This window comes from Rhodococcus sp. NPDC059968, assembly GCF_042738615.1.
Taxonomy (GTDB): Bacteria; Actinomycetota; Actinomycetes; order Mycobacteriales; family Mycobacteriaceae; genus Rhodococcus_F.
The window spans coordinates 16,071-42,351 of the sequence record NZ_JBHWUE010000037.1 but is presented as its reverse complement, the minus strand read 5'-3'; the positions used below and the strand labels follow the sequence as shown (position 1 = coordinate 42,351).

At 63.8% G+C, this 26,281-nt stretch carries 26 protein-coding genes; 18 read left to right on the top strand and 8 right to left on the bottom strand.

Annotated features, from left to right (window positions below):
- Positions 1–34: 34 nt before the first annotated feature.
- Genes cofH through ACFWAY_RS26710 form a run of 4 tightly spaced genes read left to right on the top strand, consistent with a single transcriptional unit; the run spans position 35 to position 5,633 of the window.
- Positions 35–2,506 (top strand): 5-amino-6-(D-ribitylamino)uracil--L-tyrosine 4-hydroxyphenyl transferase CofH, encoded by a 2,472-nt coding sequence (gene cofH / locus ACFWAY_RS26725; protein WP_378512790.1) that lies wholly within the window; start codon positions 35–37, stop codon positions 2,504–2,506.
- The gene (pgl, locus tag ACFWAY_RS26720; RefSeq protein ID WP_378512789.1) at positions 2,503–3,309 is read left to right on the top strand and encodes a 6-phosphogluconolactonase; all 807 of its coding nucleotides are present in this window, start codon (positions 2,503–2,505) and stop codon (positions 3,307–3,309) included. The genes cofH and pgl overlap by 4 nt, the downstream gene beginning before the upstream one ends.
- A gap of 42 nt (positions 3,310–3,351) precedes the next feature.
- On the top strand, positions 3,352–4,260 hold the full coding sequence (gene cofC, locus ACFWAY_RS26715) for a 2-phospho-L-lactate guanylyltransferase (protein WP_378512788.1): 909 nt from the start codon (positions 3,352–3,354) through the stop codon (positions 4,258–4,260).
- Positions 4,257–5,633: a coenzyme F420-0:L-glutamate ligase gene (locus ACFWAY_RS26710; protein ID WP_378512787.1), complete on the top strand. Its 1,377-nt coding sequence runs from the start codon at positions 4,257–4,259 to the stop codon at positions 5,631–5,633. Before cofC ends, ACFWAY_RS26710 begins: the two co-directional genes overlap by 4 nt.
- 68 nt (positions 5,634–5,701) lie before the next feature.
- On the opposite strand, the gene ACFWAY_RS26705 is transcribed toward ACFWAY_RS26710, so the two are convergent.
- Positions 5,702–6,658 carry a nucleoside hydrolase gene (locus ACFWAY_RS26705; RefSeq protein WP_378512786.1) on the bottom strand — a complete coding sequence of 319 codons (957 nt, stop codon included), beginning with the start codon at positions 6,656–6,658 and terminating at the stop codon, positions 5,702–5,704.
- A gap of 386 nt (positions 6,659–7,044) precedes the next feature.
- Here ACFWAY_RS26705 and ACFWAY_RS26700 point away from each other — a divergent pair, with 386 nt between their 5' ends.
- Positions 7,045–7,800, top strand: a complete 756-nt coding sequence (locus ACFWAY_RS26700; RefSeq protein WP_378512785.1) for an IS5 family transposase — start codon at positions 7,045–7,047, stop codon at positions 7,798–7,800.
- A 220-nt stretch (positions 7,801–8,020) separates the two neighbouring features.
- Here the strand turns inward: ACFWAY_RS26700 and ACFWAY_RS26695 are convergent, their stop codons facing one another.
- The 6 genes from ACFWAY_RS26695 to ACFWAY_RS26670 form a co-directional block, all read right to left on the bottom strand.
- On the bottom strand, positions 8,021–8,242 hold the full coding sequence (locus ACFWAY_RS26695) for a hypothetical protein (RefSeq protein WP_378512784.1): 222 nt from the start codon (positions 8,240–8,242) through the stop codon (positions 8,021–8,023).
- A 678-nt stretch (positions 8,243–8,920) separates the two neighbouring features.
- A complete protein-coding gene (locus ACFWAY_RS26690; RefSeq protein ID WP_378512783.1) occupies positions 8,921–10,300 on the bottom strand; it encodes an MFS transporter in 1,380 nt (459 codons plus the stop codon).
- 57 nt (positions 10,301–10,357) lie between these two features.
- Positions 10,358–11,368 (bottom strand): 2Fe-2S iron-sulfur cluster-binding protein, encoded by a 1,011-nt coding sequence (locus tag ACFWAY_RS26685; protein ID WP_378512782.1) that lies wholly within the window; start codon positions 11,366–11,368, stop codon positions 10,358–10,360.
- The gene (locus ACFWAY_RS26680) at positions 11,365–12,381 is read right to left on the bottom strand and encodes a PdxA family protein (protein WP_378512781.1); all 1,017 of its coding nucleotides are present in this window, start codon (positions 12,379–12,381) and stop codon (positions 11,365–11,367) included. The genes ACFWAY_RS26685 and ACFWAY_RS26680 overlap by 4 nt, the downstream gene beginning before the upstream one ends.
- Positions 12,378–12,848 carry an aromatic-ring-hydroxylating dioxygenase subunit beta gene (locus ACFWAY_RS26675; RefSeq protein WP_005256013.1) on the bottom strand — a complete coding sequence of 157 codons (471 nt, stop codon included), beginning with the start codon at positions 12,846–12,848 and terminating at the stop codon, positions 12,378–12,380. The genes ACFWAY_RS26680 and ACFWAY_RS26675 overlap by 4 nt, the downstream gene beginning before the upstream one ends.
- Complete coding sequence (locus ACFWAY_RS26670) at positions 12,845–14,110, bottom strand: aromatic ring-hydroxylating dioxygenase subunit alpha (RefSeq protein WP_378512780.1); 1,266 nt, start codon at positions 14,108–14,110, stop codon at positions 12,845–12,847. The genes ACFWAY_RS26675 and ACFWAY_RS26670 overlap by 4 nt, the downstream gene beginning before the upstream one ends.
- Before the next feature lie 92 nt (positions 14,111–14,202).
- Here ACFWAY_RS26670 and ACFWAY_RS26665 point away from each other — a divergent pair, with 92 nt between their 5' ends.
- From ACFWAY_RS26665 to ACFWAY_RS26640, 6 genes are all read left to right on the top strand, one after another.
- Entirely contained in the window at positions 14,203–15,009 is an 807-nt protein-coding gene (locus ACFWAY_RS26665) for an IclR family transcriptional regulator (RefSeq protein WP_378512779.1), read from the top strand.
- A 645-nt stretch (positions 15,010–15,654) separates the two neighbouring features.
- Positions 15,655–16,641 (top strand): ABC transporter substrate-binding protein, encoded by a 987-nt coding sequence (locus ACFWAY_RS26660; RefSeq protein ID WP_378512778.1) that lies wholly within the window; start codon positions 15,655–15,657, stop codon positions 16,639–16,641.
- 14 nt (positions 16,642–16,655) lie between these two features.
- Positions 16,656–17,468, top strand: a complete 813-nt coding sequence (locus tag ACFWAY_RS26655; protein WP_378512777.1) for an ABC transporter ATP-binding protein — start codon at positions 16,656–16,658, stop codon at positions 17,466–17,468.
- The gene (locus ACFWAY_RS26650) at positions 17,465–18,274 is read left to right on the top strand and encodes an ABC transporter permease (protein ID WP_378512776.1); all 810 of its coding nucleotides are present in this window, start codon (positions 17,465–17,467) and stop codon (positions 18,272–18,274) included. The genes ACFWAY_RS26655 and ACFWAY_RS26650 overlap by 4 nt, the downstream gene beginning before the upstream one ends.
- Complete coding sequence (locus tag ACFWAY_RS26645; protein ID WP_378512775.1) at positions 18,271–19,086, top strand: ABC transporter permease; 816 nt, start codon at positions 18,271–18,273, stop codon at positions 19,084–19,086. Before ACFWAY_RS26650 ends, ACFWAY_RS26645 begins: the two co-directional genes overlap by 4 nt.
- A 75-nt stretch (positions 19,087–19,161) precedes the next feature.
- On the top strand, positions 19,162–19,827 hold the full coding sequence (locus ACFWAY_RS26640) for an N-carbamoylsarcosine amidohydrolase (protein ID WP_011599104.1): 666 nt from the start codon (positions 19,162–19,164) through the stop codon (positions 19,825–19,827).
- Positions 19,828–19,873: 46 nt separating this feature from the next.
- Here ACFWAY_RS26640 and ACFWAY_RS26635 read toward each other — a convergent pair whose 3' ends face one another.
- Entirely contained in the window at positions 19,874–20,668 is a 795-nt protein-coding gene (locus ACFWAY_RS26635) for an IclR family transcriptional regulator (RefSeq protein WP_378512774.1), read from the bottom strand.
- Between the two features lie 202 nt (positions 20,669–20,870).
- On the opposite strand from ACFWAY_RS26635, the gene ACFWAY_RS26630 reads away from it, so the two are divergent.
- The 7 genes from ACFWAY_RS26630 to ACFWAY_RS26600 all read left to right on the top strand — a co-directional run bounded on the left by ACFWAY_RS26630 (position 20,871) and on the right by ACFWAY_RS26600 (position 26,236).
- Complete coding sequence (locus ACFWAY_RS26630; RefSeq protein WP_007297302.1) at positions 20,871–22,301, top strand: aromatic ring-hydroxylating dioxygenase subunit alpha; 1,431 nt, start codon at positions 20,871–20,873, stop codon at positions 22,299–22,301.
- Positions 22,302–22,372: 71 nt separating this feature from the next.
- The gene (locus ACFWAY_RS26625; RefSeq protein WP_007297301.1) at positions 22,373–22,924 is read left to right on the top strand and encodes a 3-phenylpropionate/cinnamic acid dioxygenase subunit beta; all 552 of its coding nucleotides are present in this window, start codon (positions 22,373–22,375) and stop codon (positions 22,922–22,924) included.
- Positions 22,921–23,232: a hypothetical protein gene (locus tag ACFWAY_RS26620; protein WP_378512773.1), complete on the top strand. Its 312-nt coding sequence runs from the start codon at positions 22,921–22,923 to the stop codon at positions 23,230–23,232. Before ACFWAY_RS26625 ends, ACFWAY_RS26620 begins: the two co-directional genes overlap by 4 nt.
- Positions 23,229–24,035, top strand: coding sequence for a 3-(cis-5,6-dihydroxycyclohexa-1,3-dien-1-yl)propanoate dehydrogenase (hcaB, locus tag ACFWAY_RS26615; RefSeq protein ID WP_378512772.1), 807 nt, complete (start codon positions 23,229–23,231; stop codon positions 24,033–24,035). The genes ACFWAY_RS26620 and hcaB overlap by 4 nt, the downstream gene beginning before the upstream one ends.
- A gap of 37 nt (positions 24,036–24,072) precedes the next feature.
- The gene (locus tag ACFWAY_RS26610; protein WP_005256000.1) at positions 24,073–24,267 is read left to right on the top strand and encodes a ferredoxin; all 195 of its coding nucleotides are present in this window, start codon (positions 24,073–24,075) and stop codon (positions 24,265–24,267) included.
- Positions 24,267–25,508, top strand: coding sequence for an NAD(P)/FAD-dependent oxidoreductase (locus tag ACFWAY_RS26605; protein ID WP_378512771.1), 1,242 nt, complete (start codon positions 24,267–24,269; stop codon positions 25,506–25,508). Before ACFWAY_RS26610 ends, ACFWAY_RS26605 begins: the two co-directional genes overlap by 1 nt.
- Positions 25,505–26,236 carry a class II aldolase/adducin family protein gene (locus tag ACFWAY_RS26600; protein ID WP_378512770.1) on the top strand — a complete coding sequence of 244 codons (732 nt, stop codon included), beginning with the start codon at positions 25,505–25,507 and terminating at the stop codon, positions 26,234–26,236. Before ACFWAY_RS26605 ends, ACFWAY_RS26600 begins: the two co-directional genes overlap by 4 nt.
- Positions 26,237–26,281: the final 45 nt, after the last annotated feature.

Below are 26,281 nucleotides of genomic sequence, written 5' to 3'. Positions count from 1 at the left end.
CATCACACGGTAGAGGCGTAGAGAGCATCCCACCATGAGTCTCGATATAGGTACGAAGTCAACAATCCACCAGCTCGGCACCACGAGGAGCGCCCTCGACGCACTGTCCGTCGATGACGCGACCGTCCTCACCCGTCCCCTCCCGGAACTGATGGAACAGGCAGCCGCACTACGCGACGCGCTCTTCGGCACGAGGGTGACGTACTCGCCGAAGGTGTTCATCCCGTTGACCTCACTGTGCCGCGACGGATGTGGCTACTGCACCTTCTCCCGCTCACCCGCACGCGTGGAGGCGCCGTACCTCACGCCCGATCAGGTCCTCGCGATCGCGGCGCAGGGGGCGCAGGCGGGATGTCACGAGGCACTGTTCACGCTGGGGGAACAGCCCGAAGACCGATACGACGTCGCGGCCCAATGGCTGGCCGATCACGGCTACGGCTCCACCGTCGAGTACCTGGCCGCAATGTGCCGGCTCGTGACCGCGGAGACGGGATTGCTGGCGCACTCCAACGCCGGAGCCCTCGCACCGGATGCTCTCTCTTTGCTGCGGACGGTCAGCCCAGGCCAGGGCATGATGATCGAGTCGTTGAACCCGACGCTGATGGCCCACCGCGGTGCGCCCGACAAGACACCGGAACGCCGACTGGCCACGCTGGAAGCCGCGGGCGAACTCGCGATTCCCTTCACGACCGGGATCCTCGTCGGCATCGGAGAGTCTGCGCAGGACCGTGTCACGGCGCTGCGGGCCATCGCCGACTTGCACAGACGTTACGGGCATGTCCAAGAAGTGATCGTGCAGAACTTCATGCCCAAACCGGACACCGTGATGCGCAACGAACCCGCCTGCGCGCAGGACGAGTTCCTCCGCACGATCGCGATGGCGCGGTTGATCCTGCCGCCGGATGTGCACCTGCAGGCACCCCCCAACCTGTCGGAAGACTTCGGTCCGCTGCTCGACGCGGGGATCGACGACTTCGGTGGTGTGTCCCCGGTGACGGTCGACCACGTCAACCCGGAACGGCCGTGGCCCTCGCTCGACCGGCTCCGCGAGGTGACCGAACGTCACGGCAAGTTCCTCACACCCCGCCTCACCGTGTACCCCGAGTTCGCGCGCCGCCCCGAACAGTGGATCGACCCCGGTCTGCGCTTTGCGATCATGGACCGGTCGGACGCCGAGTCGCTCGGCCGCGACGACCCGGGTGCGATGTTCCCCGAGAGTCACGCCGACGCGAAGAACGTCGGCACCGGGGCGGAAGTCGTCCAGATCGGTCGACGCTCTACCGTCTGGAGCTCCGGGTCGGAGTTCGCGCCCACCGATCTGGTGCCGAGCCGCAGGCGAGGGTTCGGCGGGCCCGTCACGGACGTCCTCGACGGTATCGCCTCGGGGCAGGAACCGGGAGTGGGCGAGATCGTCACCCTGTTCGGAGCTCGTGGGGGAGAGGTCGCCGAGGTCGCCGAGTTCGCCGATCACCTCCGCTTCAGGGCGGTCGGTGACGATGTGACATTCGTGCGGAACCGAAACATCAACTACACCAATGTCTGCACCTTCAAGTGCACCTTCTGTGGGTTTTCCAAGGGACCGTTGTCGCTGAACCTGCGAGGCAAGCCGTACCTGCTGACGCTTCAGGAAGTCGCCGGCCGTGTCCGGGAGGCGTGGGATCTCGGGTGTACCGAGGTCTGCCTGCAGGGTGGCATCCATCCGTCCTTCGACGGCGACTTTTACATCGACGTCTGCCGCGCGGCGAAGGAAGCAGCGCCCGACATCCACGTGCACGGCTTCACGGCCCTCGAGGTCACCGAAGGGGCCAGGCGGCTCGGGGAGCCGCTCGAGAAGTACCTACAGCGATTGGTCGAGGCAGGACTGAAGTCGCTCCCGGGCACCGCCGCGGAAATCCTCGACGACGAGGTCCGGGCAATCCTCTGCCCGGACAAGATCGACACCGAGGAGTGGCTCGAATGTCACCGCGTCGCCCACTCGATGGGCCTGACGTCGAACGTGACGATGATGTTCGGAACCGTCGAGGAGCCCGTGCACTGGGCTCGGCACTTCCTCCGCACCCGAGAACTCCAGCGCGAGACGGGCGGGTTCACCGAGTTCGTCGGTCTTCCGTTCGTACACATGGCGGCTCCGATCTACCTCAAACGTGGTGCGCGCCGTGGTCCGACCTGGCGAGAAGTAGTGCTGGTCCACGCGATTGCGCGAATCGTCTACGACGGGCTGATCGACAACGTGCAGGCGTCGTGGGTCAAGCTCGGACTCGACGGGGTTCGTCAACTGCTCCAGGCCGGAGTGAACGACGTCGGCGGGACGTTGATGGACGAGAACATCAGCCGCGCCGCCGGCGCCGCCCACGGCCAGCAACTCGACGAGACAGACCTGGACGCGGTGGTGCGGGGAATCGGTCGCCGCCTGCGACGGCGCACGACCAACTACCAGACGCCTCCCACCCACCAGCTCGATCTGCACGGTGCGCCGACACACTCACCAGAGGTGATCCTCAGATGACAACAACAAGAACCGCTTCCGCTCCCTCGAGGCCGATCCCCTATATCTACGACGACGGCGAACAGCTCGCCGGTGGCGTCGCGTCGAGGTTGCTTTCGACTCTGGCCCAGGTGCAGGAAGAGCGCGCCTACGCGTCGTTGGTGCTCACCGGCGGACGAACCGGGACAGCGGTGCTCGAGCGACTGCGCACCGACCCGAATCGCGACATCGTCAACTGGCATCGAGTGAACTTCTTCTGGGGCGACGAGCGCTTCGTGGCCCGACATCACCCCGACCGTAACGAGAAGCAGGCACGCGAGGCGCTGCTGGACCACCTGCCTGTGGACCCGGGCCGTGTGCACGTCATGGCGCCCTCCGACGGCGGCTTCGGCAACGACGCCACCGCAGTGGCAAACGCCTACCAGGCGCTACTGTGCGCGTACGGTCGCCTGGACAGGACGCCTCTGTTCGACATCTGCCTCCTCGGGATGGGCGAGGAAGGTCACGTCGCCTCGATCTTCCCGGACTCACCGGCAGTGCTGGAGAAGCAACGTGAGGTGGTGGCGGTGTACAACTGCCCGAAGCCGCCGAGCACCCGGATTTCGCTGACCCTGTCGGCGATCACGCGCTCCCGCGAGGTGTGGCTGATGACTACCGGCGAAGCCAAGGCGTCTGCAGTCGCGACGCTGATGGAGGACGGGGTGACGCCTCAGCAGCTACCGGCAGCGGGGGCGCTGGGTTCGCACGCGACCCGGGTGTTCCTGGACGCGGCCGCAGCGAGCCTGCTGTCCAGCTGCGAAGACCTCCGCGCCTCGGCGCGATAACTGACGATGTGAAAGACCCACCCGAGAATCCGAGTCTTTGTAATGACGAATCCGCATCCTATCGACCTGATAATTCCGGTCAAGTCACTCTCCGAGGCGAAAACACGGCTCCGGGGCGCGGCCGACGGCGGTATCGGAAAGATGAACGCGCACAAGAGGCTGGTCCTGGCGATCGTGCTCGACACAGTCTGCGCTGCGCTGCGAGCACGAGTGGTCGACTCGGTGCTCGTCGTGACCCCGGACCCGGTCGTGGCGCGCAGCGTCGAACGCCTCGGTGCACGCGTACTAGGAAACGAGCCAGCCGGGGGAGTGAACGCGGCATTGAACCACGGCGCGGCCCTGCTGGAGCGGGAGCACCCAGGTCGAGTGGTAGGTGCGTTGCCCGCAGATCTTCCAGCGCTTCGGCATCGCGAATTGTCCGCATTCATCTCGGCTGCCGACGGCAGGCGTGCGTTCTGCGCCGACCGGGATGGAAAGGGCACCACGTTGCTGCTATCGGCGGCGGGCGAAGGACTGTTCCCGGCCTTCGGCATCGGTTCGGCGCTCGCCCATCAGGCGTCGGGCGCCATAGTTCTCGAGGGTGAATGGACTTCGCTGAGGTCAGACGTGGACACCGCCTCCGACCTGCGCACGGTCCGGGCGTTGGGCTTCGGCGCCCGCATGGCTGCTCTGGGGTCGGCGCGCGAGTTCGCGTTCTTGGACAACCACGAGGCTGCGATGATCGACTTCGCGCGCCGCTGGCAGCCCTTCGGTGGCGGAACCGCGGATGTCATATTCATTACCTTCGGCGTGCCTCCGCGCCCGTACTTCAAGCAATTGACCGCACTGTTGTCGTCGAACGTGACTCCCGAACTCGCGCAGAGTCAGCGGGAAGAACTACTGCAACAGGCGAAGTTGCGACTTGCAGAAGAGGATCGGATTATCCGAACTCCTCGATTGCAGAACCGATGAAGTCGGCCGCTCAGCCTTCGGGAGCCCCGGCCGTCCCCGACCACGGCTCTGTCAGCGGACTCCAAGTATTTCCCGTGACAGGTCTTCCGGAGTTCCGGCCGGGAGACGACGTTGCCGAACAGATCGCTCACCAGGCGCCTTGGTTGGTTGACGACGACATCGTCGTGATCACGAGCAAGATTGTGTCCAAGGCGGAGGGACGAATCGTCGATGCGCCGATACGAGCTCAGGATCGTGAGGCGTTCCGGGCGCTTCTGGTCGAGCAGGAGGCGGTTCGTGTCGTTGCCCGCAAGGGGCCAACCGTCATCACCGAGAACCGTCTGGGGATCGTGCAGGCTGCTTCGGGGATCGATGGCTCCAACGTCTTCTCGCACGAATTGGCACTATTACCAGAGAACCCCGATGAGAGCGCGCAGTCGATTCGGTCAGGTTTGCAGCATCTGCTCGGTGTCAGCGTGGCGGTGATCATCACGGACACGATGGGCCGCGCGTGGCGCCGGGGGCAAACCGACGCGGCGATCGGCAGCGCAGGCATCGCGGTTCTCCACGGCTACGCCGGCAGCAGGGACGCGCAGGGCAACGTGCTGGAGGTAACCGAGGTGGCGGTGGCCGACGAACTCGCGGCCGCCGCCGATCTGGTGAAAGGCAAGGTGGCGGGAATCCCCGTCGCTGTAGTGCGGGGACTGAAATCATCCGACGACGGGTCAGGTGCGACCGATCTGCTGCGTTCCGGCCACGAGGACTTGTTCTGGCTCGGCACCGCTGAGGCGCTGGCACAGGGCCGCCGTGAGGCTCAGTTGCTGCGGCATTCGGTTCGCGCTTTCAGCGACGGGCCGGTTCACCCAGCGCTGATCACGCAGGCGGTCGCCGAATCCCTGACCGCACCAGCCCCGCACCACACACATCCTGTGCGATTTGTATGGCTGCGGTCGCGCGAGGTACGCGTGCGACTCCTCGCCGCGATGCGCGAGCAGTGGCGGATCGATCTGACCGCTGACGGCATGCCCCCGGAGCGGGTGGAGCGGCGGATCGCCCGCGGCGGCATTCTGTTCGACGCCCCGGAAGTTATCGTCCCGTTCTGTGTGCCGGACGGCGCCCACGACTACCCGGACGCCCGCCGTCGGCGCGCCGAGTCGACGATGTTCACCGTGGCGGTCGGCGCGGCGGTGCAAGGACTCCTGGTTTCCCTCGCCGCAAGGGAAGTGGGCAGTTGTTGGGTTGGATCCACCATCTTTGCGCCGGAGATCGTGCGCACGGAATTGGGTGTGCCGTCGGACTGGACGCCGCTCGGCGCCGTGGCGATCGGCTACCCCACGCGACCTCGGCACGTCCGTCCGCCCGCCGATGTGGCGGGGGCGCTCGTAGAAGTGTGAGTTCGCTCGAACGCCTGGCCCAACGGCAGCCTTGTGCGGTGTCCGCTACGCGCTGTCGTGCGGCCTCTTCATGCTTGTGCCACAGCGAGACCCGCGACGCGGGTGAGCACGAGGTCACGGAATCGGTCGACATCCAGATCGACCGCCAGCCGGGTACCCGGCGTGGCACTCCCTCCGGACGTGGTGACGGAGCCCGACAGCGTGCACACCGTCTGTCCGCGACCGACACCGACACCGGTCTCGACTTCGACTGTCGCGGTCTGCAATCGAACGATCGCAGGGTCGATAATCGCTGCGATCACCAAGGCGTCGTGCATGGGCCAGCCGTCCGCCTGAATGTCGCCGTAGCCTCGGATCATCGTCGCGAGGAGTGACCCGGTATGTGACCGCGCCTCGAGCATTGCGAGCGCTGTCTCGTCCAGAGTCGAACGTCGCGTGACATCGAGCCCCAGGAGCCAGGTTTCGAGGTGCGGACACGCGAAGACGCGTTGCGCCGCCTCGGGGTCGGACCAGATGTTGAACTCTGCAACCGGCGTGATGTTGCCCCGGCCGGTGCTCCCTCCCATGATCACCAGCTTGTCGATCCGGTCGATCAACTCGGGGTGCATGGCGACGAGCAGGGCGATGTTCGTCAACGGACCGATCGCCGCGATCGTCACGGACCGCGGTGCGGCCTCACGGAGCACCGACGCGAGGAGTCCGACGGCGTGTTCCTCGGACAACGCACGGGTCGGCGCAGGAAGCTCGACCCCGCCCAGCCCGTTCTCGCCGTGCGGTGAGAGCTGGTTGTGCATTCCGATGCGGACGAGCGCGCGGTTTGCGCCCGCCGCGACCGGAACGTCGTCCCGCCCGAGTGCACGCAAAAGCCGCAGCGCGTTGTCGGTCGCGTCCTCGACCGGAGCGTTTCCCGCGACCGTGGTGACGGCAATCAGATCGACCTCTGGGCTCGCCACCGCCAGAGCCAGCGCCAACGCATCGTCAATTCCTGGATCTGTATCGATGATCAATCGCGCAGGCGCAGCCACTATCGGTTCTCCTTAGGCTTCTCTGGGTCGGCAGAATGCGACCTTGGTAGAAACGATACAAGGTTGCCCGGCGATCTGCCGCGAAACCCAAATCATCACCTATGCACGAGATCTGATTGTCATTTATCGCAAAGTTGCGCATTGTGTGTCGCCTAACATAAGCGTTTCCACTGAAAGAGGTACCGCTGAGTATCCGAGAAGCTCAGAGGGTGTTTGAGAACTCGCGATGGCGGGCGCGTGCCTCGCTGAGAACCGCAGAAGTGGGCTTCTGGTTGGGTCGGTGATTACCAAGTCCCCGCCCAGACCAGAAGCCCACAATGCCATCATCGCCGATCTCGCCATGCCCGTCGTGCCCGCCCCACGCGGCGGGCGAACATGGTTGCGCGGTGTACTCGTCGTCGGTCACCGACGCAGAGTGGGCGACCCTCGAACCGCTGTTGCCTGCGCCGGGAAGCACGGCAGGCCGCGGGGGACGACCCGAGAAGTATTGCCGCCGTGCGATGGTGGATGCCATCTTGTACATCGTGCGCGGTGGTACCGCGTGGCGGCAACTGCCGGTGGAGTTCCCGCCGGCCGGGACGATGTACGCGGTCTTCGCCCGCTGGGCCCACAGCGGCGCGTGGCAGCGCATCCTCGACGCGCTGCGCGACCGGCTGCGGGTGCGGGCCGGGCGGGACCGGTGCCCGACCGCGGCGATCATCGACTCGCAGACGGTGCCGGCTGCCGATACCGTGCTCCGATCGAGCCGCGGCTGGGATGGCGGCAAGAGAACCAACGGCGTCAAGCGGCACATTGCCGTGGATGTGAACGGACTGTTGCTCGCCGTCGTCGTCACCGCTGCCTCGATCCAGGACCGCGACACCGCGCACCGACTCCTGCCGCACTGCGCGGCAGGTTCTCCACCATCCGGCTGGTCTGGGCCGACGGCGGTTATCCCGGACGTGTGCCTGTCTGGGCGAAAGATGTTCTCGCCCTTATTATATAGATCATCAAACGCATCCCCGGCGCCACCGGTTTCCACGCCCGTCCCCGCGTTGGGGTGGTCGAGAGAAATTTCGCGTGGATCAACAAGCATTGCCGCTGCGTGCGCGACTACGAAACCAGACCCGACCACCACGAAGCCATGGTTCACATCGCGATGATCGCGACCATGACCAGGCGACTCGCCCGAACCTGACGGTTTTCAAACACACTCTCAGATACGCCAGAGTCGTGTTGCCGAGCTTGGACGCGTTAATACGCATCGGAAGAAACAACGCCGACGCCCCCGAGAACAAGGAGGAATCCACCGCCCTTACGGTATGTATGATCACCGCACTCGCAGAGCGACGCGCTCAAGGATTTACACCACTCCACGGGGCTCTATCTCTGAATCTCGTCGCCGACCAGGTTGTCGGCCAGTTCGGTGACCGCGGCGGTGGTGGCAGTCACGTCCCACACCCGGCTGACCCGCCGGCCTGCCCGGCCCGGCCGCGGCACTCGGACACACACCTTGCCCGCCGCCTTGGCCACATCGATCGCAGCAACCCGATCGATCACCAGCTCGTGATCATCGTCGGGAATCTCTTCCGGTTCCGGCTTCACTTTGTTTGTCCTCCAGTCGCGTCGGCACTCTCCACGGGCGGGCCGCCTGGGGGCCTCGGTCGAGGGAATCCGAAATTCTGACCGGCGTGCTCGAAGCAACAGTGCGTGACCCTTCCGAGGTCGGCCCCGGCGCCAGGCTCATTTACGGGCTTACACTCCCAAGAAAACGTCGGCGTCGGCAGGCGACCCGACCCCATTTTCAGGCCTGCGAGGCGTTCCGGGAACGGAACTGGGTGCTCATTTGACTTGACGAATTGCGGGTTCTATGGAGTTCGTCCGCCGACTCCACGTTTTAGAAGGTTGACGTCTTGTACTTTTCCGATGACCCACCAGAACTCGGGCCGTCGAGGGCCTGGAACAGCGCCGGGTGCCGTCCAGGCCGGGCGGCCGAACAGTTTGCAGATCTTCGTCCTTGGGGTGTGGCGGTGAACGCGAAATCCGAGGTTCGACGCCGAGGCAGGGCCTTGGTTTTCGGCCCAGAATGACCTCGGTATCCACGGTACCGCCGTCCTACGGTTCGGCGAGCTCGGTCTCGGACTGGACGGCCGCGAGATCACGAAGGGGGTGACATCGCCCAGGCGGGGTGGCAGCGTGTTGCCCGTGCACCGCGGTCGTGGTAGCCGACCCAGCTGGAGATCGCAGGCCTTGAGATCACCCGGCCGGTGTTGCCGATCCACACTACTTGCGGGCGAGCGAATGACTTTCTGCCGACTTGCGATCGGGGTGATTGTCGCTTCGGACCCAGCGGCCGAGGAGGAAGACCGCAGCTCCGGCGACGAGCATGGGGACTGACATTGCGTAGAAGACTGCACTGGCAGACCAGCCCATGCCGAGTGCCGCTCCGACAGCGATCGGCCCGACGATGCCGCCGAGGCGGCCAACACCCAACGCCCATCCAACCCCGGTGGACCGCATCGATGTCGGATAGAACACCGCGGACAGCGCGATGAGGCTCTTCTGCCCACCGCTGATGCAGACCCCCGCAAAAAAATTGGCCGTCAATAGGACCCACAACGGCGCCGTAAATGCGACACCGGTCAGCGCAACGAATGCGAATCCGACGACATAAACGGTTCCGAGGGTGACGTACGCGCCGAGTCGGTCCATACATGGCCCGGTGACAAATGCAGCGGCGATGCCGCCGACAGTCGTGAGGGTGGTGGCGGTGACCACCGTACCCATGTCGTAGTCAAGGCTCGTCATGATCGACGGTAGCCAGCTCTGCAGCGCGTAGAACTCGCCGAGGTTGATGACGAAGACCAGCCACAGCAGCAGGGTTCCCAAGACCCGGTCACGGGTGAACAGGCTCCTCAGTGCGGTGCGTTGTCCGTCGGTCCGCTTCTCGGCCTCGTAGGTGATGTCGGGGCCGACGGCGAGGGCGGGATCCATTTTACGGAAGATCGCCTGGATTCTGTTGGGCTCCGCGCCTCTGTTGATCATTGAGGTGAGTGAGTCCGGCAGGTAGCGCAGTAACGCCGGGAGCAGGAGCAGCGGTGCTACTGCGCCGACGACGAGTACCGACCGCCAGCCGAGGATCGGGATCAGCCAACCGGAGACCAGCCCTGCCGCGACGAATCCGAGGGAGAAGCCGCAATAGATCACCAGGACGAAGGTTGCTCGAAGACGCTTGGGGCTGAATTCGCCCGTCAGTGCGATGGCACTCGGCGCGGCGGCACCGAGCCCCATTCCGGTGATGAAGCGCAACGCCATCAGTTCGGTGACGTTCTGTGACCAGGCCGCCGCCAACGTGCCGAGCGCGAAGATGACCGTGCTCGTGAGGATCATCCGGCGGTGGCCGAACCGCTCGGACAGCGGCGAGAGCGCCAGATAGCCGACCATGAGACCGGCGAGAGCGGCGGAGAAGATGGGCCCGAGCACCTGTTTCGACAGGCCCCACTCCTCGGCGATGTGGGGCGCCATGTAGCTGATGCTCTGGGTGTCGAAGCCGTCGATGAACATGACCACCCCACACAGGGCGATCACGATGTACTGGTATCGACTCACTGGCCGCGAATCGATGAAATCCGGCAGTGTCACGCGCGATGGTGCTAAGGACATGATTGCCTCACATTATCTGATACCCGGTTTCCCGGATGATGTGGTCGTGGTAGCGGATCACGCGGTGACAACGGGCTCGCCCGACGGTACGAAGGCGTCGCAATAGAAATTGTCTGGCGCCAAACCGGCCTCGTGGACAAAATCCTCGCGTGCCGCCGAGGTCATTGCGGGGCTTCCGCATGCATAGACCTCGTGGTCGCTGAGGTTCGCGTAGTCCTCGAGCACCGCTCGATGAACGAGCCCGGTGCGTCCGGTCCAGTCCTCCGCGGGATGTGACAGGACGGGAGTGAATGAGACACGACCCGGATCCGAGGCCCACTTCTCGGGCAACTCGGGTAGGTAGATGTCGCCCTGTCCTCGTGCGCCCCAGTAGAGGTGCACGGACCGTTCTCCACCACGTTTGAGGTGGTCCTCGATGATCGATTTGACCGGGGCGAAGCCGGTGCCACTGGCGACGAAGATGACCGGCCTGTCCGAGTCGGGGTTCAGTGAGAACTCGCCGTAGGGCAGCTCGATCCTCAGTCTGGTTCCCTTTTCGAGCCCGCCGAGCACCTCATCGGAGAAGCGTCCACCCTGCACCCGACGAATGTGCAGGGTCACTCCGTCGTTCTCGTGCGGCGGATTCGCCATCGAATAATTCCGGCTGTCACCGTCGTCGAGGAAGACTTTCAGGTACTGCCCGGCAGCGAACTTCGCACGCACCCCGGTGGGGAGACGCAGCTGCACCACCGTGACATCGGGCGCCGGACGGGTGATCCGATGGACCTTTGCGGTCAGGGTCTTGCGTATCACCCTGTCCTGCTTGGTGATCCGATTGGGCGTGATCGAGGTGTCGGTGCTCGGCCGGGCCTGGCAGAACAGCACTCCACTCTGAGGGCCTTGCGACATCCCCCAACCGCGCACATCGAGGCAGCCGGCATCGAGTGCGCCTTCGCAACTCGAGCACACGCCTTTGCGGCACGAGTACGGGATCGCGTATCCGGAACGTTCCGCCGCGTCGAGCACGCTCTCATCGGGCTCGCACGGAAAGCTGATGTCCGTTCCGGTGACAGTTACTGTGTAGGTCATGAGGTAGCTCCAAAGGTGCCGGGTGCCAACATGTGGGTTTCGGCGGCGCCGACGAGTCGCAGCGCCCCGACTACCGCATCCGGGTCGGCTGTGCCCTTGCCGGCAATGTCGAACCCCGCCCCGTGGCCGACACTGGAGAACCGCACTCCGGCTCCGATCGTCATCGCGGCTGCGCTGCGCCCTGCGAGGAGTTTGACCGGAATATGGCCCTGATCGTGGTACATGGCGACGAACGCGTCGAAGCCGGGGTCTGCCAGCATGAGGTCGGCCCCGACCGGTCCCGAGGCGTCGATCCCTGCGGCGCGCAGCCGCTCCACCGCTGGCGCTGTCACCCGCAGGTCCTCGTCACCGAACAAACCGCCCTCGCCGGCGTGTGGATTGATGCCGAAGACGCCGATGCGCGGGGACGGGATGCCCTGCGTCTGTAGCGTCTCCACCGCGGCATGTGCCGCCCCGTGCACCAGCTCGGGCGTGAGGCGCCGAAGCGCATCCCGCAGCGATTCGTGCAACGTTGCGTGCACGATGCGCAAACCGGCACCGATCAACATCAAGAACACCTGATCGGGCCGCGCGCCGACGAGTTCGGCCAGCAAGCTCGGATATCCGTCGAAGGAGATGCCGGCGGCGTTGACCGCGGTTTCCGAGTGTGGGCACGCGACGATGCCGCGGGCTCCGCCGCCCTGCAGGCAGCGCACGGCCCGTTCCAGGTACGCCACCGTCGCCTTCCCGGCTTCGGCCGTCACCAGGCCCGGGGCGAAGGCCCCGGCGGGCAGCGAGTGCACCGGAAGCAGGTCGACGACATCGGCCATGGGCGTGGGGAAGCCGTCGGCTGTCTCGCGGACTGTCATGCCTGCCCGGTGGGCGAGCGGCTCGACGACGAATCGATCGCCCACCAGGACCGGATTGAATGCGGGATGCTCCTGCGCTGCCATGACGGCCTTCACCGCGAGCTCGGGACCGATTCCATTCGGATCGCCGATCGTGAGCAGGACCCGTGGGGGGGACCCACTCATAGTGGGAGCGCCAACAGGGTGTCGATGTTGGTGCTGTCGCACACGACGACTCGTTCGGCAATCTTCAACTGATCGTCCACGTCGACGTAGCGGTCGACATACCGCCCGCTGGCGAAGATGTCGGATTGGCCGTCACGCATCACCCGCACCACCAGGAAGCTGGTCTCGGCATGGATACCGTCACCGTTCTCTTCCAGGACCGAGGGCTGGCCCAGGATGTGACGGTAGGTGTGTTGCTCGTAGATGTTGGCTTCACGCAGCGCCGATACGCGGTCGACCAGCATCCGGCGAGTGTTGGCCCACACCAGTCCGGCGGGCAGGCCTTCGCTGTAGTTCTGTGCGGTGGTGATCCGGTACATGCAGTTTTCGACGAAGAAGTCCGGCCACTGCTCGAGCGGCCCCTCGTCGATGCAGCGGGAGTAGTCGGCCTGCACGCGGCCGATTCGCTGGAAGTCGTTCACGCTCATGCCTCTTCCTGTCGGTTCATCGCGGCCCGGTAGGCCTTCCAGAAGCCGCGGACCGATGCTTCGGTGACACGGCTTTCGCTGGATTCGGCTAGACTGCCTCCCATTTCGAGCACGGCGGACTGGCTTGCCGCACCTGCGATTCCGCGTTGCACGAAGCCTCCGACACAGCCGTCCTCCATCGAGATGTAGCCTGCGGGGCCCACGAGGTTGGCCTGCTTGAGTCGTACTTCCCGCTGCTCGGGCGTGTCTTCTTCGAAGCCGAGGTACGTCCAGTTCAGCCGTGTTCGTTCGACCCCGGTCGGCAGGATCTGGCGCACAGCCACGGAGTTCTGGATCTGCTGCAGCACGAAGCCCGGGAAGACGGAGAGGATCTGCAGCGTCGTATCGTCACCGACCTCGCTGAACCCCTCGAGCAACGTTGGATCGGCCAGTTTGTAGGCGCTTTCGGACCGGATGTTCTGATCCGAGTACGCGACGTCCTTCTCTGCGTCTCGGTCGATCGCCGAGTAACTGACGTGGTGGCCGCCGCTCGCGTCGACGATGATCCCACCGCGCTGCGACAGTCGGTTGAGCTCGAAGGTCGTGAAGAACAGGTGCAGGATGCTGGCGTGGTAGGAGTCCTTGACGTTCTCTACGTACAGCTTCCAGTTATTGGGAAGGATCTGTGTGAAGCGTCCGATGATCTCAGGGGTGCGTCCGGCGAGGACACGGGCGATCCGACTCGTGATCTCTTCGCCGAGATAGTCCTCGATGTCGGGCACGTCATCGGAAAAACTCCCGAAGACCAGACCGTAGAGGACGGCGATGCGCATCTTGCGCGGTCCGTGGTCCTCCATACAGAACGAATCAGGCATTCCCCCTTTGCCCTTGACCCCATCTTTGAACGCAACGCCGGTCAGATCGCCCTGCAGGTTGTAGCTCCACGCGTGGTAGACGCACGTAAAGTCTTTCGTGTTTCCGCGTTCGTCCAGCGCCAGCAGGGCGCCGCGATGGGCGCACCGGTTCTCGAAGCCGTAGAGCTCACCGTCGCGATCACGCGCCACGATCACCGGCGTCTCGCCGACGAAGGTGGAGCAGTAGTCTCCCGGGCCGGCTACCTCCGCCTCCAGGCACAGGTAGCTCCAATACGGGCCATGGAACAACTTGGTCTGCTCGGCCGCGTAGACATCCTCGCCCTGGAACACCCGATACGGCACCCGGGTGAGGTCGTCAGTCCAATCCGCCGGGGTCTCGCGGACCGTGTCGACAACGCTGCTTTCCATAATTTCTCCTCAGTCTGGACAACCAGTCGGGACATCAGAGAACTCGCTCGCCGGGACTTGACAAGCCCCGCTGCTGTTCGTATAACGAACAGATGAGCAATTCTCGAACAATTAAGCCGGACGATGAGGGAAGTGTCAAGGGTGCTGCCCGCGCTCCCGAGGGAATGGCCGGACTGGCGAAGGGCCTGGCGGTCATCGAGGCCTTCGGCATCCGCCACCCGCAACTGACCGTCACCGACGCCGCTCAGCGGACGAACACCTCCCGCGCCGCGGCGCGCCGCTGCCTGCTCACTCTCGTCGAGCTCGGTTACCTGACCCACGACAACGGAAACTTCCGACCGACACCCAGGATGCTTCGGCTGGGCGGGGCCTATCTGGACACCGCGCCACTGCCGCAACTTGCCCAGCCGCAGTTGGTCGAGGCCCGCGATGCGCTGGGCGAGTCGGTGTCGCTCGCGGTTCTCGAAGACGGGTGGTCCCTGTTCGTCGCCCGCGCCGAGGCCGCACGGATCGTCGCGACCGGAGTCCGGGTCGGCGCCAAACTGCCCGCCCACAGCTCCGCGACCGGTCGAGTACTGCTGGCCGGACTTCCCGATACGCAACTCGACGACTACCTCCGAGAATGCCACCCGCAGCCCCGCACACCCAAGACACTGACCGATGTCGATGCCATCAGCGAGCGAATCTTGACGGCGAGGGAGAGCGGCGTGGCCTGCACCGACGAAGAAATCGAACTCGGCATGCTGTCGATAGCCGTACCGGTCCGGACTGCCCGGGGCGAAACCGTGGCGGCAATGAGTGTCAGTACGTCCACAGCCAGAACCACCCTGCACGACATCCGTGAGGCAGCCGTGCCCGTACTGAACAAGTACGCAGCAAGACTCGGCCGGCTTCTGTGAGATCCCACCCCGACGGCAACTCACACCCCCGCGTTACGCAGAAGGATGCGACGCTCCCAGCGTGTCGTGTCGACGCATGCGGGGCTCCCCTGCGGGAGGTGACTTCGGTTGTGCTGGAGTCATTGTCTGTCGTGGCCGATCAGGTCATGAGGGCGGCGAAACCGACGCGGGCAACAGCGAGGCGGCCATGAGCGCGCACAGGAGGGGCCGAGCCTTTCAGGACCTATGCGGGTACGGAGGCGACACGAGGAGCCGAGTGCGATGATCGACGGCGATCGGAACCGGGAGACCGAGCAGCGCCAGGACCCCACGTGCTTCGGAGGTTCGCGGGACTTGCCGATCGGGTACATCGAGTCGGCCGACGCCATCAGGAACACCACGGTCAGCCTTTCCGCCACCAGACCTCGGGGATGGAGCCGTGACCCGTTGGGTCTGGCTGGGAACGGGGCTGTGTCGCAGGGGCGGACTTCCGCTCAATCATCGTGAAAGCGCGAGGTTCTGCGCACCCACGGTGCAGTGTGGCATTTGGGGACACCCGCAACACTGTCTCTCTGCAGACCAGAGTTAGCTTCTGTACAACAGTCGCGTGATGTGCTTCACTTTCGGGGCCATGTGTGACGGGACTACAGAAGGAATCGGGTCGATATGGGCAGTAGTTCGCTGAGTCGGCGGGATTTCATGAGAGTGACGGCGGCTCTGGGGGGTCTCCTCGCTGTGGGAGCCGGTGCCGGGTGTGCTACCCAGTCGCGAGGTCGGGACGGCGTCTACCGAGGTGACGTCGCCATCACCGGGTTGGCGAGCCTGATCCATTCGGCCCCGTTTCTGATCGCAGCGTCCGAGGGCTACTACGAAGAAGAGATGCTGGCGCTGGAGAACGTTCAGTTCCCGGGTGGGCTGGACACCGTGCGTGGAATCGGCTCCGGGATCGGATTCGGCACTTCGGCGACGATTCCGGTGTTCATCGCCGTGGAGCGCGGACTCGATGTCAAGGCGTTCGGGAACGTCTACACCGCGGCATCTGTGGACTTCATCGCCCCCGCTGACTCCCCGATCAACACGATCGACGATGTTCGGGGCCGCACCATCGGTGTGAGCAGCCCGGGATCGAACTCGACCGACTTCGCCGAGAAGACGCTTCGATTGGCGGGTTTGACACCCGGCGTCGACGTCGAGCTGCTCAGCGTCGGATCCGCGAGCGATTCGTGGACCGTCGCCTCCCAGGGCGTTGTCGATGTCGCGTGGACTGCGTCCCCGCTGTCCGAGCGCATCATCGCCGAAACCGGCGCGAAGGTGATCTGGCGATCCCGGGACTACGTCCAGGACTGGTCGGACACCTGCCTATGTGCCACCACCCCGTTCATCGAAAAGAATCGGGACGTGTTGGCGGGGTGGATGCGTGCTGTGGGTCGCGGTATCGAGATGATCGATACGGATCTCGAGCGGGCGGCCGAAATCTATGGCCGCGCAATCAAGTACAAGCCCGAGATCGCTCTGGCGGCGTTGGAGAATTCGCGAGGCTTCTTCAGTCTCGACTTCGCGCGCCCGCAACTCGAAGCGGTCGTGGCCTCGGGCGTCGAGGCCGGACGACTCGGCGGCAAGGTCGATATTGACTCAGTTGTAGTCGAACTATAAGGCGGGAAGAGAACATGACCACTACACAAGTCGAATCGAAGAACGTCTCTTTCGACGGTATCGGTATGACTTTCGATTCCGACACCGGGCGGACCGAGGCCGTGCGTAACGTCACGGCATCGATCGCGGAGGGCCAGTTCGTATCGGTGATCGGTCCGAGTGGATGCGGAAAGAGCACCTTGCTGGACATGGCCTGTGGCTTACTTGTTCCCTCACGTGGACGGGTGACCATCGATGGGGAGATTGTCACAGGGCCCCGTAAGGACACCGCCATGGTGTTTCAGGAAGATTCGACGCTGCACTGGCGGAGTGTTCTCGACAATGTGGCTTTCGGGTTGGAGATCAAGCACGTCGACAAGGACGAGCGCCTGGAAAAAGCGCGTGCGATGATCGAACTGGTCGGCTTGCAGGGTTTCGAGAAGCACCGGCCCGGGCAGCTTTCCGGAGGTATGCGTCAACGCGTGGCGATCGCCCGTGCACTCGCCACGGATCCTCGAATTCTGTTGATGGACGAACCGTTCGGCGCTCTGGATCAGCAGACGCGACAGTTCATCGGGCGCGAGCTCTTGAAGATCTGGGAGCAGACCCACAATCGGGTGCTCTTCGTTACCCACGACATCCAAGAGGCGATCTATCTGTCGGATCAGATCTGGGTGATGTCGGCACGTCCATCGGTGGTCCGAGAGGTGATCGACGTCGGGCTCCCTCGTCCACGCCCGAGCGGCACACACGCCATGGCCAGATTCAAGGAACTCGAGGATCACCTGTGGTCGATCATCAAGGAAGAGGCCGCTAAGACACTGGGGCACGGGACGGATGCCGCATGACTGTGACCTCGCCGCAGGCGGCCCGCCACGAAACGCCAAGGTTGGGATTCCGGCGCGCGAAACATCGGGCACGCGTCGTACGGTGGACGATGCTTGTTGCTCTGGTGTTGTTGTTCGAGGCGGCAACGCGAACTGGCTGGATCGACCGCAATCAGATGGTCGCGCCATCCGAGATACTCGCCCACGTCGCGGCAATCATCCCGAGCACCCACTTCGTCACCGATCTGACGCGGACGAGCGTGACAATACTGGCGGCGTTTGCACTGGGCGTGCTCGGCGGGGTGCCTCTGGGGGTATTGCTCTGGAGGGTCCGGGTCATCGGCCGAGTCCTCGAACCATTCATCGTCACCGGGTATGCGATGCCGACATTGTTGTTCTATCCAATTCTGGTTGCGGTGCTCGGACTCAACGCGGGACCGATCATCGTCATCGCGAGCACCATGGCCCTCATTCCGATAGCGCTGACCACGATGGTGGCGCTCGGGGCAGTCAAACCCGTGTTGCACAAGTTGGCGCGATCGGTCGATGCCTCGCGCCGGCAGCAGTACTTCAAGGTGCTGTTCCCGGCCGCCACGCCGCTCATCTTTCCCGGGATCAAGCTTGGATTCATCTACGCAGTCATCGGCACCATTGCGATGGAGTTCATCCTGGCGTCGAAAGGCCTGGGATTCCGTGCGGGCTTTATGTACCGCGAACTCTACGTGGCGGACATGTGGGCCTATATCGCCATTGTCGTGGTGTTCAGCATCGCAGTGAACAGTGCCCTCGGCCTGGCTGAACGAGCCATTCGAAGGGACATGCTGTGAACGCCACCATGCTCAGCGCCGGAACCGAACTCGAAGCAGCCAAACAGAATACGCGAAAGTGGTTCCGGCTGTCACAGCGGTGGACCGACAACCTCCTGCGAATACTCATCGTCATCGGGTTGATCGGTGTCTGGGCGCTTATTGCAGCGACCAGCGAACTTGTGCCGTCTCCCGGTGCGTCGGTGTCGGCGGTGTGGGGATTGTTCGTCGATGGCTCGATCTACAGAAATCTCAATGCCACGATGAGTGCTGTCGGACTCGGATTCGTCATCGCAACAGCGGTGGGTTTCCCAATCGGCTACGTCATCGGGCGAAGCAAGTTTCTCGGTGATGTGTTCGATCCGATCATCGCGGGTGCCTTCGCCATACCACGGGTAATCTTCTTTCCGATCCTGCTGCAGATCTTCGGCCTGGGACTCGGGGCGCAGTCAGCGATGGCCGCGTTGGCCGCGGTGTTCCCCATCATCGTCTCGACGGCGGCGGGCGTACGCGCGATCAACCCCATCCTGCTGAAACTCGGCCGGGCCACCGGCGCAAGTCCGCTTCAGACAATGAGCAAGATCGTCGTGCCCGCGATGGCACCCTCTCTCATGGTCGGTATCCGGATCGGCTTCAGCATTGCCTTCATCAATGTTCTGATCGCGGAGTTTTTCGCGACCAGAGCAGGGTTGGGTCAGATGGCGATGCTTGCGTACGGCAAGTTGGATCTACCGACGATGTACGGAGTGATCATGCTGCTGGTCTCGATGGCGCTGGTGGGCAACATCGTCCTGTGGGCCATCGAGCGGAAGATCACCGACGCGGTCAACTGATCGCCGCACGCAACTATCCGAATCGGCAGTGGGCCTTTCCGGCCCATGCCCACACCCATTTTCCGGAGGACACTGATGAGCGCCCTGACTGCCGCAGCAGAGGAATACCAGCGGTTGCGCACCGAATTCCGGGAGAAAGGTCTGGGCGGCCGCATCGGCTTCGGCGTGCGGCCGGCAGTGGTGGTGGTCGACTTGATCACGGGCTTCACCGATCGCCGTTCGCCGCTCGCAGGTGACCTCGATACCCAAATCGACGCAACGAAGATTCTCCTCGCGCTCGCGCGAAAGGCCCAGGTGCCGATCATCTTCTCCACAGTGGCCTACGACGCGGAACTCCAAGAGGCCGGCGCCTGGATCGGCAAGATCCCCTCGAACAAGTATCTGGTCGAGGGCAGTCAATGGGTCGAGATCGACGAGCGGCTCGAACAACAGCCAGGTGAGACGACATTGGTGAAGAAGTACGCATCGTGCTTTTTCGGCACCGACCTGGCCGCTCGGTTGATCAGCCGCCGGATAGACACCGTGATCATCGTGGGCTGCACCACGAGCGGATGTGTTCGTGCCACCGCGGTAGACGCCTGCTCGTACGGGTTCCACACCATAGTGGTCGAGGACGCAGTGGGGGACCGGGCGGCACTACCGCACACTGCCAGCCTCTTCGATATCGACGCCAAATACGGTGACGTCGTCGGACTCGACGAGGCCAGCGCCTACCTCGAGAGCGTTCCGTCGTCGAGTTGACGGTCACAGTGCCCGCGAGAACGTACCTCGCCGGGTGGACCGACACTCACCCGAGCGCCGCCGCTAGCTGATCAGCCGCGTCCGTCAGGGCGCGGCCGATGCTGCGTACCTGTGCCGGGCGCAGGCGGTGCTTGGGCGCTGAAACATTCATTGCCAGGCGCATGCCGGGGGCGTTCGTCGGGACCGAGACGGCCACGGAGGCAACACCTTCCTCGGATTCCTCCCGGTTGACCGCGTACCCGTTCCTTCTGACCTCTTCCAATTGGGCTTCGAGCTCGGTCCGCGTGCTGATGGACTGTGGAGTCACCTGTTCCAGTTCCTCGGTCGGGTACAGCTGATGCAGTTCGTCGAGGGAAAGTTCCGCCAGCATGGCCTTCCCGGTGGACGTGCAGTGCGCTGGCATGACCTTGCCCAACCGGGACGCAACTCGGACTGCCGATGGGCTCTCCAGGGCGGCGATGAAGCGCACGGTTCGACCGTCGAGTGCCCCGATATGGACAGTTTCACGCAGTTCCTCGCTGAGGGTGCGCAGGATCGGTGCCGCCGTCTGAGGAATGTCGAGCCTGGCAAAAATCGCAAACGCGACCCCCGTCAGCGCTGGGCCCGGACGATAGGCCTTGCTGGCCGGATCCTGCCGAATGAAGCCCCGGTACTGGAGCATCGCCAGAAGTCGGTGAGCCGTCGACGACGCAACTCCGAGGTACTGGCTCGCCTCGGTCAGCCGAATTTCGGGCTGTTCCCCGAGCAGCAACAGCAGACGAAGTGCGTTGTCGACGGATTCGATCGGGTACTGCGGTGGTGTCGCCTCCGGCGCCTGTTGCCGTGGACCGTGGTTCTGCATAGCAGAGAGCATACGTGTCAGGTCGGGTGTGCGGTCGACCTGCCAGCGGGTGGAATCCGCGTACGCGCAGGGGGTTGACTCGTCGGGCTGAAGAGAGCAACATCTAGCTAACAGAAGGCGCTTCTGCCTAGCAGAGAGACCGCCATCGTCGATCGAAGAGGAATGAACCTTGGAACCCCGGACGACCCACCACACACAAGCGATGGAAGACATTCGCCGCGGCATGATCCCGGCGCACATCTACAACGACAAAGAGATTTTCGAGCGTGAGAAGGCGACCGTCTTCAGTCGATCGTGGTTGTTCGTCGCGCACGAATCCGAGGTACCGCAGGCGGGGGACTACGTTGTCCGCCGGGTGCTCGAGGATTCGTTCATCATCTCCCGCGACTCCAAGGGTGGGATTCGGGCGATGTTCAACATGTGTCTGCACCGCGGGATGCAGGTGTGTCGCGCGGAAATGGGAAACGCGTCGAACTTTCGCTGCCCCTATCACGGTTGGTCGTACCGAAACGACGGCCGCATCATCGGACTGCCGTTCCACGAGGAGGCGTACGGGGGCGAGGAGGGCTTCAAGAAGAAGGGCCAGACACTCCTCCCTGCACCCAATCTCGACAGCTACAACGGAATGATCTTCATCAATATGGATCCGAACGCGGAATCGCTGTCGGACTATCTGGGCGACTTCAAGTTCTACCTCGACTACTACACCAAGCAGAGCGAGTCGGGGCTCGAGGTACGGGGCCCGCAGCGTTGGAGAGTCAAAGCGAACTGGAAGATCGGAGCCGAGAATTTCGCGGGCGACATGTACCACACGCCGCAGACACACACCTCGGTCGTCGAGATCGGCCTGTTCCGCGAACCCAAAGCGGAGAAGCGCAAGGACGGAGCAACCTACTGGGCAGGACCAGGTGGGGGAACGACGTACAAGTTGCCCGACGGCACCTTCGACGAGCGCATGCAGTACGTGGGATACACCGCGGAGATGACCGACCGGGCCAAGGAGGTGTGGTCGGACGAGCAGCAGCGAGTAATCGGCGCAGACGGCTTCATGATCTCGGCAGCATCGGTGTTTCCGAACCTGAGCTTCGTGCACAACTGGCCGAAGGTCGAGGACGGCGACGACGTTCTGCCGTTCATCTCCATTCGACTCTGGCAACCGATCAGTGAGAACGAGACCGAGGTGTTGTCCTTCTTCGCGGTCGACCGGAGCGCGCCGGAAGAATTCAAGAAGAAGTCGTACAAGGCATACCTGATGTGCTTCGGATCCACCGGCATGTTCGAACAGGACGATGTCGAGAACTGGGTGTCGCTGACGAACACCTCCGCAGGATCGATGGCGCGGCGCCTGTTACTCAACAGTCGCATGGGTCTGCTCGAGGACGGGACACGCGTCTCCGATGAGCTCACCGCCGACGAGTTCCACGGCCCCGGGACGGCGCAGGTCGGATACAACGAGGCCAACCAGCGCAAACTTCTCGAAATGTGGGCGGACTACCTCGAAAAGCCGGCACTGGAGGTGGGGCCGACATCGGTGGGAACCGACAATCCAGACGGAATCAGGCCGCTGACTCCGACGAACGGCAGCTGCGACCACAGCAAGGACGCGACTGTCAACGGGGCGGTGCTGGCATGACCACCTCTGTGCGAGCTACCAATACCGGTTACAGCCGCGTAGGTGAAGGCTCGACCTATTCGGAACAAGCCGTGCTGGGCGACCATGCATCGCGCGTCACGCGCACCGGAACTCCGCTGCGATTCGACGATCGACGGCACCTGGACGCGCACCAATTCTTGATCGACGAGGCATATCTGCTCGACGCACAGGAATACCAAACCTGGCTCGACAACATCACCGACGATATCCACTACCTCATGCCGGTTCGGGTAACCACGGCGCTCAACTCGGGATTCGACACCTCACCAGGAATGGCACATTTCGATGAGAACAAGTATTCGCTGAGCCGGCGGGTCGCGCGGTTCGTCACCGAGCACGCGTGGACCGAGGATCCCCCGTCACGACTGCGCCACTACATCACCAACATCCGAACCTTCCTCACCGACGCGGAGGACCACCTCGTCGTCGAAAGCGCCGAATTGCTGTTCCGCAGCAGAGGCGATGTCAATGAGTCGGCACTCGTCTCGTGTGGACGCGAGGATCTGCTCAGGCGCGTCGGTGACGAATGGAAGCTCGCACGACGCACCATCTTTGTCGACGAGTCCGTGATGCGGATGCAGAATCTCGCGGTGTTCCTATGAGCTTGCAGTGGGAAGGCGAGGAGCAGGACGCACGCGCCGCGCGCCGTGCCACAGACGAGTTCGCGCAGCTCGTGGCTGGTGCCGTCGGTGATCCGCTGACCATCGCCAACGAATTCGCCGAGGTCAACGTGCACAAGGTGGCGACCCGCAACGGCGTACGGCTGCTGGTGCACGCCCCGAAGTCCGGACAGTGGGTCTGTGTGGACCCGCTGGAACTCGAGGCGCTGACCTGGCAGAACCCGGCCACCTTCGCCGCGATGGTGGGAAACATGTTTGCTCCGTTGATCGCAGAGGGAGACAACGAATGACTGGCTGGCTCGACGGCAAGCGTGCACTTGTCGTTGGCGGGGGATCGGGGATCGGGCGAGCAGTCGTCGATGCGTTCCTCGCCGAAGGCGCGTGCGTCGCGGTACTCGAGCGTGACCCGAACAAGTGTCGGGTGCTGCGCGAACACCTACCCCAGGTACCGGTCATCGAAGGTGACGCCACACGCGCGGCGGACAACGACGCTGCCGTCGCGGCTGCGGTCGCCGAGTTCGGAGGGCTCGACACACTGGTCAACTGTGTCGGGATCTTCGACTTCTACCAGGGCATAGAGGACATCCCCGCGGACACACTCGACGTGGCGTTCGACGAGATCTTCCGAACCAACGTGCTCAGCCACATGCACTCGGTCAAGGCCGCCGTACCGGAGCTCCGCAAGCACCGCGGATCGTCGATCGTGCTGGCGGAGTCTGCCTCGTCGTTCTATCCCGGACGAGGCGGAGTGCTCTACGTGTCATCCAAATTTGCCGTACGCGGGCTGGTCACCACCCTGGCCTACGAGCTCGCCCCAGATATTCGCGTCAACGGAGTCGCCCCAGGCGGCACGTTGAACACCGACCTGCGCGGGTTGGCGAGCCTGGGCCGCGACGCCGATCGACTCGACGACAATCCGAATCGTGCACGCGAGTTGGCGGCGCGGACACCGCTCAACGTGGCCCTCTCAGGTGAGGACCACGCGTGGAGCTTCGTCTTCTTCGCTTCCGACAGATCCCGAGGAATCACCGCAGGCGCGACGCATCCCGACGGCGGCTTCGGAATCGGAGCCCCCAAACCTTCGACCCGCTGATACGAGTTCGACCAGTTCGGAAAGAGAGGAAACCGCGATGGCTGTCGTCAAAGCGAATCTTGGTGCATGTCAGGGATATGCCAATTGCGTCGTCGCTGCCGACGACTACTTCGACATCGACGACGACGGTGTCGTCGAACTGTTGAGTGTGGAGGTCCCCGAATCGGAACGGGGACGCGTCGACAGTGCTGCCCGGTCCTGCCCGGTCTCCGCGCTCTGGATCGAAGACTGATGCCGGAATCGACCACGGTCATCGTCGGTGCATCGATCGGTGGTGTCCGAACTGCGCAGGCACTGCGGTCGGAAGGGTATCCGGGCGCCATCGTTCTCATCGGTGCCGAAGGTGAACTGCCCTATGACAAGCCGCCGTTGTCGAAGTCGATCCTGGCAGGTGACTCGACGATGGCCGAGATTACGTTGTTGACCACCGAACAGGCTCGGGAACTCGATCTCGAGCTTCGGTTGGGCCAACCAGCCATACGGCTGAGCACGGCAAACCGGGATGTCGAACTCGCAGACGGTACGAGGGTCGCGTTCGACAACCTGGTGCTCGCCACCGGCGCTCGCGCCCGGCCGTCACCGTGGGGAACGCCGAACGGCCTGCACGTGATACGAACAGCCGCGGACGCCCGCGCACTACGACGCCATTTCGGCACCACCGACCACCTCGTCATTATCGGCGGCGGCTTCATCGGCGCGGAGACCGCGGCAACCGCGGTCGAACTCGGGATGCGCGTGACGCTGGTGGATCCAGAACCCGTGCCCATGGCACGCGTGATGGGTGCGGAGATCGGCGAGCTGTTCATCGACCTCCATCGGCGTCGCGGCGTCGACACCAGATTCGGGGTCGGTGTCGAGTCCGTGCACGGTGAGCACGGGTCCTTCACGATCGGCTTGTCCGACGGGTCGACGCTCGCCGCCGACACGGTGGTCGTCGGAATCGGGGCGATACCGAACGACGACTGGCTCGAGTCCTCCGGTCTCGAGGTGAGCAATGGTGTGGTGTGTGACGTGTACTGCCGTGCAATCGGTCACGACAACATCTACGCAGTCGGCGACGTGTGCCGGTTCGACAACACCCGACGCGGCGGTTTGACCCGGCTCGAGCACTGGACGAACGCGGTGGAGCAAGCCGTCGTGGTCGCCCGGAACATCGCTCGCCCGGACGAGAAGATACGCCACGAACCGGTCGAATACGTCTGGAGTGATCAGTACGACTGGAAGATACAGACGGTCGGACTGGCGGGCTCGTCGACGCACACTGTCATCGGCGAGGTGACGAACAAGGCTCGGTTCGCGGTCTGTTACCCCGACGAGAAAGGCAGACTGACCGGGGTCGTCGTCGTCAACTGGCCGAAAGCGCTTGTCACCGCCCGCAAAGCGATCGCACTCGGGGTCGAATATGCCGAGTTTGTGGCACGTCTCGAGGCAATGACGGTATCAGCCCGCACCACGGTCAAGGAAACCACGTGAACGAGAGGGATATCGAGGGTGCACGGGTCGTCGTAGCCGAGGCGTGCAGGGTTGCCGCTGCCCGGGGTTTGATGGAGGGCATCCTGGGCCACATCAGCTTCAGAGTCTCCCATGACCTTCTGCTCATCAGGTGTCGCAGTGCAGACGACACCGGCGTGGCCTATACACGCCCGTCCGACATTCGACTCGTACGGTTCGACGGAACAGCCGGCGCTCCAGGTGAACTTAACAACGGCTATCAGGTACCCAAGGAGTTGCCCGTTCACGTCGAGTCGATGCGGGCCTCGCCTGACATCCGAGCTGTAGCGCACCTGCACCCCCCGTCGATTGTTGCAGCCGACCTAGCGGGTATCTCGCTGCGGCCCATCTACGGGGCCTACGACATCCCCGGTGCAGTTCTCGCGCGGGGTGGGGTGCCGGTGTACCGCCGCGCAGTGTTGATTCATCGCACCCAACTCGGCAAGGAAATGGTGACGGCGATGGGTGATCGGCCCGTCGTCATCTGCCGCGGACATGGCATCACCTCCGTCGCATCGTCGGTGCAACAGTCGGTTCTGCAGGCCGCCAGCCTGGAAGAGCTGGCGCGCATGTCCTTGGCTGTCGTGAGTGCGGGTGGCACGCTCGTCGACATCGACGACGCCGATTGGGAGGATCTTCCCGACCTGGGCGCCAACTTCAACACCGGCGCAGTCTGGCGACACGAGGTCGCACGCGCAGCGACGGTATAGGCCAATCGTGGGTACCGGCGGTAATTGTCAACCTACTTGAGACAC

What these genes read in the sequence shown, in the direction of transcription:
- cofH (WP_378512790.1), top strand. Translation starts at nt 35, where the DNA reads ATGAGTCTCGATATAGGTACGAAGTCAACAATCCACCAGCTCGGCACC.
- ACFWAY_RS26670 (WP_378512780.1), bottom strand. Translation starts at nt 14,110, where the DNA reads ATGGAAAGCAGCGTTGTCGACACGGTCCGCGAGACCCCGGCGGATTGG.
- ACFWAY_RS26605 (WP_378512771.1), top strand. Translation starts at nt 24,267, where the DNA reads ATGCCGGAATCGACCACGGTCATCGTCGGTGCATCGATCGGTGGTGTC.
- ACFWAY_RS26690 (WP_378512783.1), bottom strand. Translation starts at nt 10,300, where the DNA reads ATGTCCTTAGCACCATCGCGCGTGACACTGCCGGATTTCATCGATTCG.
- ACFWAY_RS26635 (WP_378512774.1), bottom strand. Translation starts at nt 20,668, where the DNA reads ATGCAGAACCACGGTCCACGGCAACAGGCGCCGGAGGCGACACCACCG.
- hcaB (WP_378512772.1), top strand. Translation starts at nt 23,229, where the DNA reads ATGACTGGCTGGCTCGACGGCAAGCGTGCACTTGTCGTTGGCGGGGGA.
- ACFWAY_RS26660 (WP_378512778.1), top strand. Translation starts at nt 15,655, where the DNA reads ATGGGCAGTAGTTCGCTGAGTCGGCGGGATTTCATGAGAGTGACGGCG.
- ACFWAY_RS26675 (WP_005256013.1), bottom strand. Translation starts at nt 12,848, where the DNA reads ATGAGCGTGAACGACTTCCAGCGAATCGGCCGCGTGCAGGCCGACTAC.
- pgl (WP_378512789.1), top strand. Translation starts at nt 2,503, where the DNA reads ATGACAACAACAAGAACCGCTTCCGCTCCCTCGAGGCCGATCCCCTAT.
- ACFWAY_RS26685 (WP_378512782.1), bottom strand. Translation starts at nt 11,368, where the DNA reads ATGACCTACACAGTAACTGTCACCGGAACGGACATCAGCTTTCCGTGC.
- ACFWAY_RS26680 (WP_378512781.1), bottom strand. Translation starts at nt 12,381, where the DNA reads ATGAGTGGGTCCCCCCCACGGGTCCTGCTCACGATCGGCGATCCGAAT.
- ACFWAY_RS26655 (WP_378512777.1), top strand. Translation starts at nt 16,656, where the DNA reads ATGACCACTACACAAGTCGAATCGAAGAACGTCTCTTTCGACGGTATC.
- ACFWAY_RS26620 (WP_378512773.1), top strand. Translation starts at nt 22,921, where the DNA reads ATGAGCTTGCAGTGGGAAGGCGAGGAGCAGGACGCACGCGCCGCGCGC.
- cofC (WP_378512788.1), top strand. Translation starts at nt 3,352, where the DNA reads ATGACGAATCCGCATCCTATCGACCTGATAATTCCGGTCAAGTCACTC.
- ACFWAY_RS26610 (WP_005256000.1), top strand. Translation starts at nt 24,073, where the DNA reads ATGGCTGTCGTCAAAGCGAATCTTGGTGCATGTCAGGGATATGCCAAT.
- ACFWAY_RS26665 (WP_378512779.1), top strand. Translation starts at nt 14,203, where the DNA reads ATGAGCAATTCTCGAACAATTAAGCCGGACGATGAGGGAAGTGTCAAG.
- ACFWAY_RS26640 (WP_011599104.1), top strand. Translation starts at nt 19,162, where the DNA reads ATGAGCGCCCTGACTGCCGCAGCAGAGGAATACCAGCGGTTGCGCACC.
- ACFWAY_RS26650 (WP_378512776.1), top strand. Translation starts at nt 17,465, where the DNA reads ATGACTGTGACCTCGCCGCAGGCGGCCCGCCACGAAACGCCAAGGTTG.
- ACFWAY_RS26630 (WP_007297302.1), top strand. Translation starts at nt 20,871, where the DNA reads ATGGAAGACATTCGCCGCGGCATGATCCCGGCGCACATCTACAACGAC.
- ACFWAY_RS26710 (WP_378512787.1), top strand. Translation starts at nt 4,257, where the DNA reads ATGAAGTCGGCCGCTCAGCCTTCGGGAGCCCCGGCCGTCCCCGACCAC.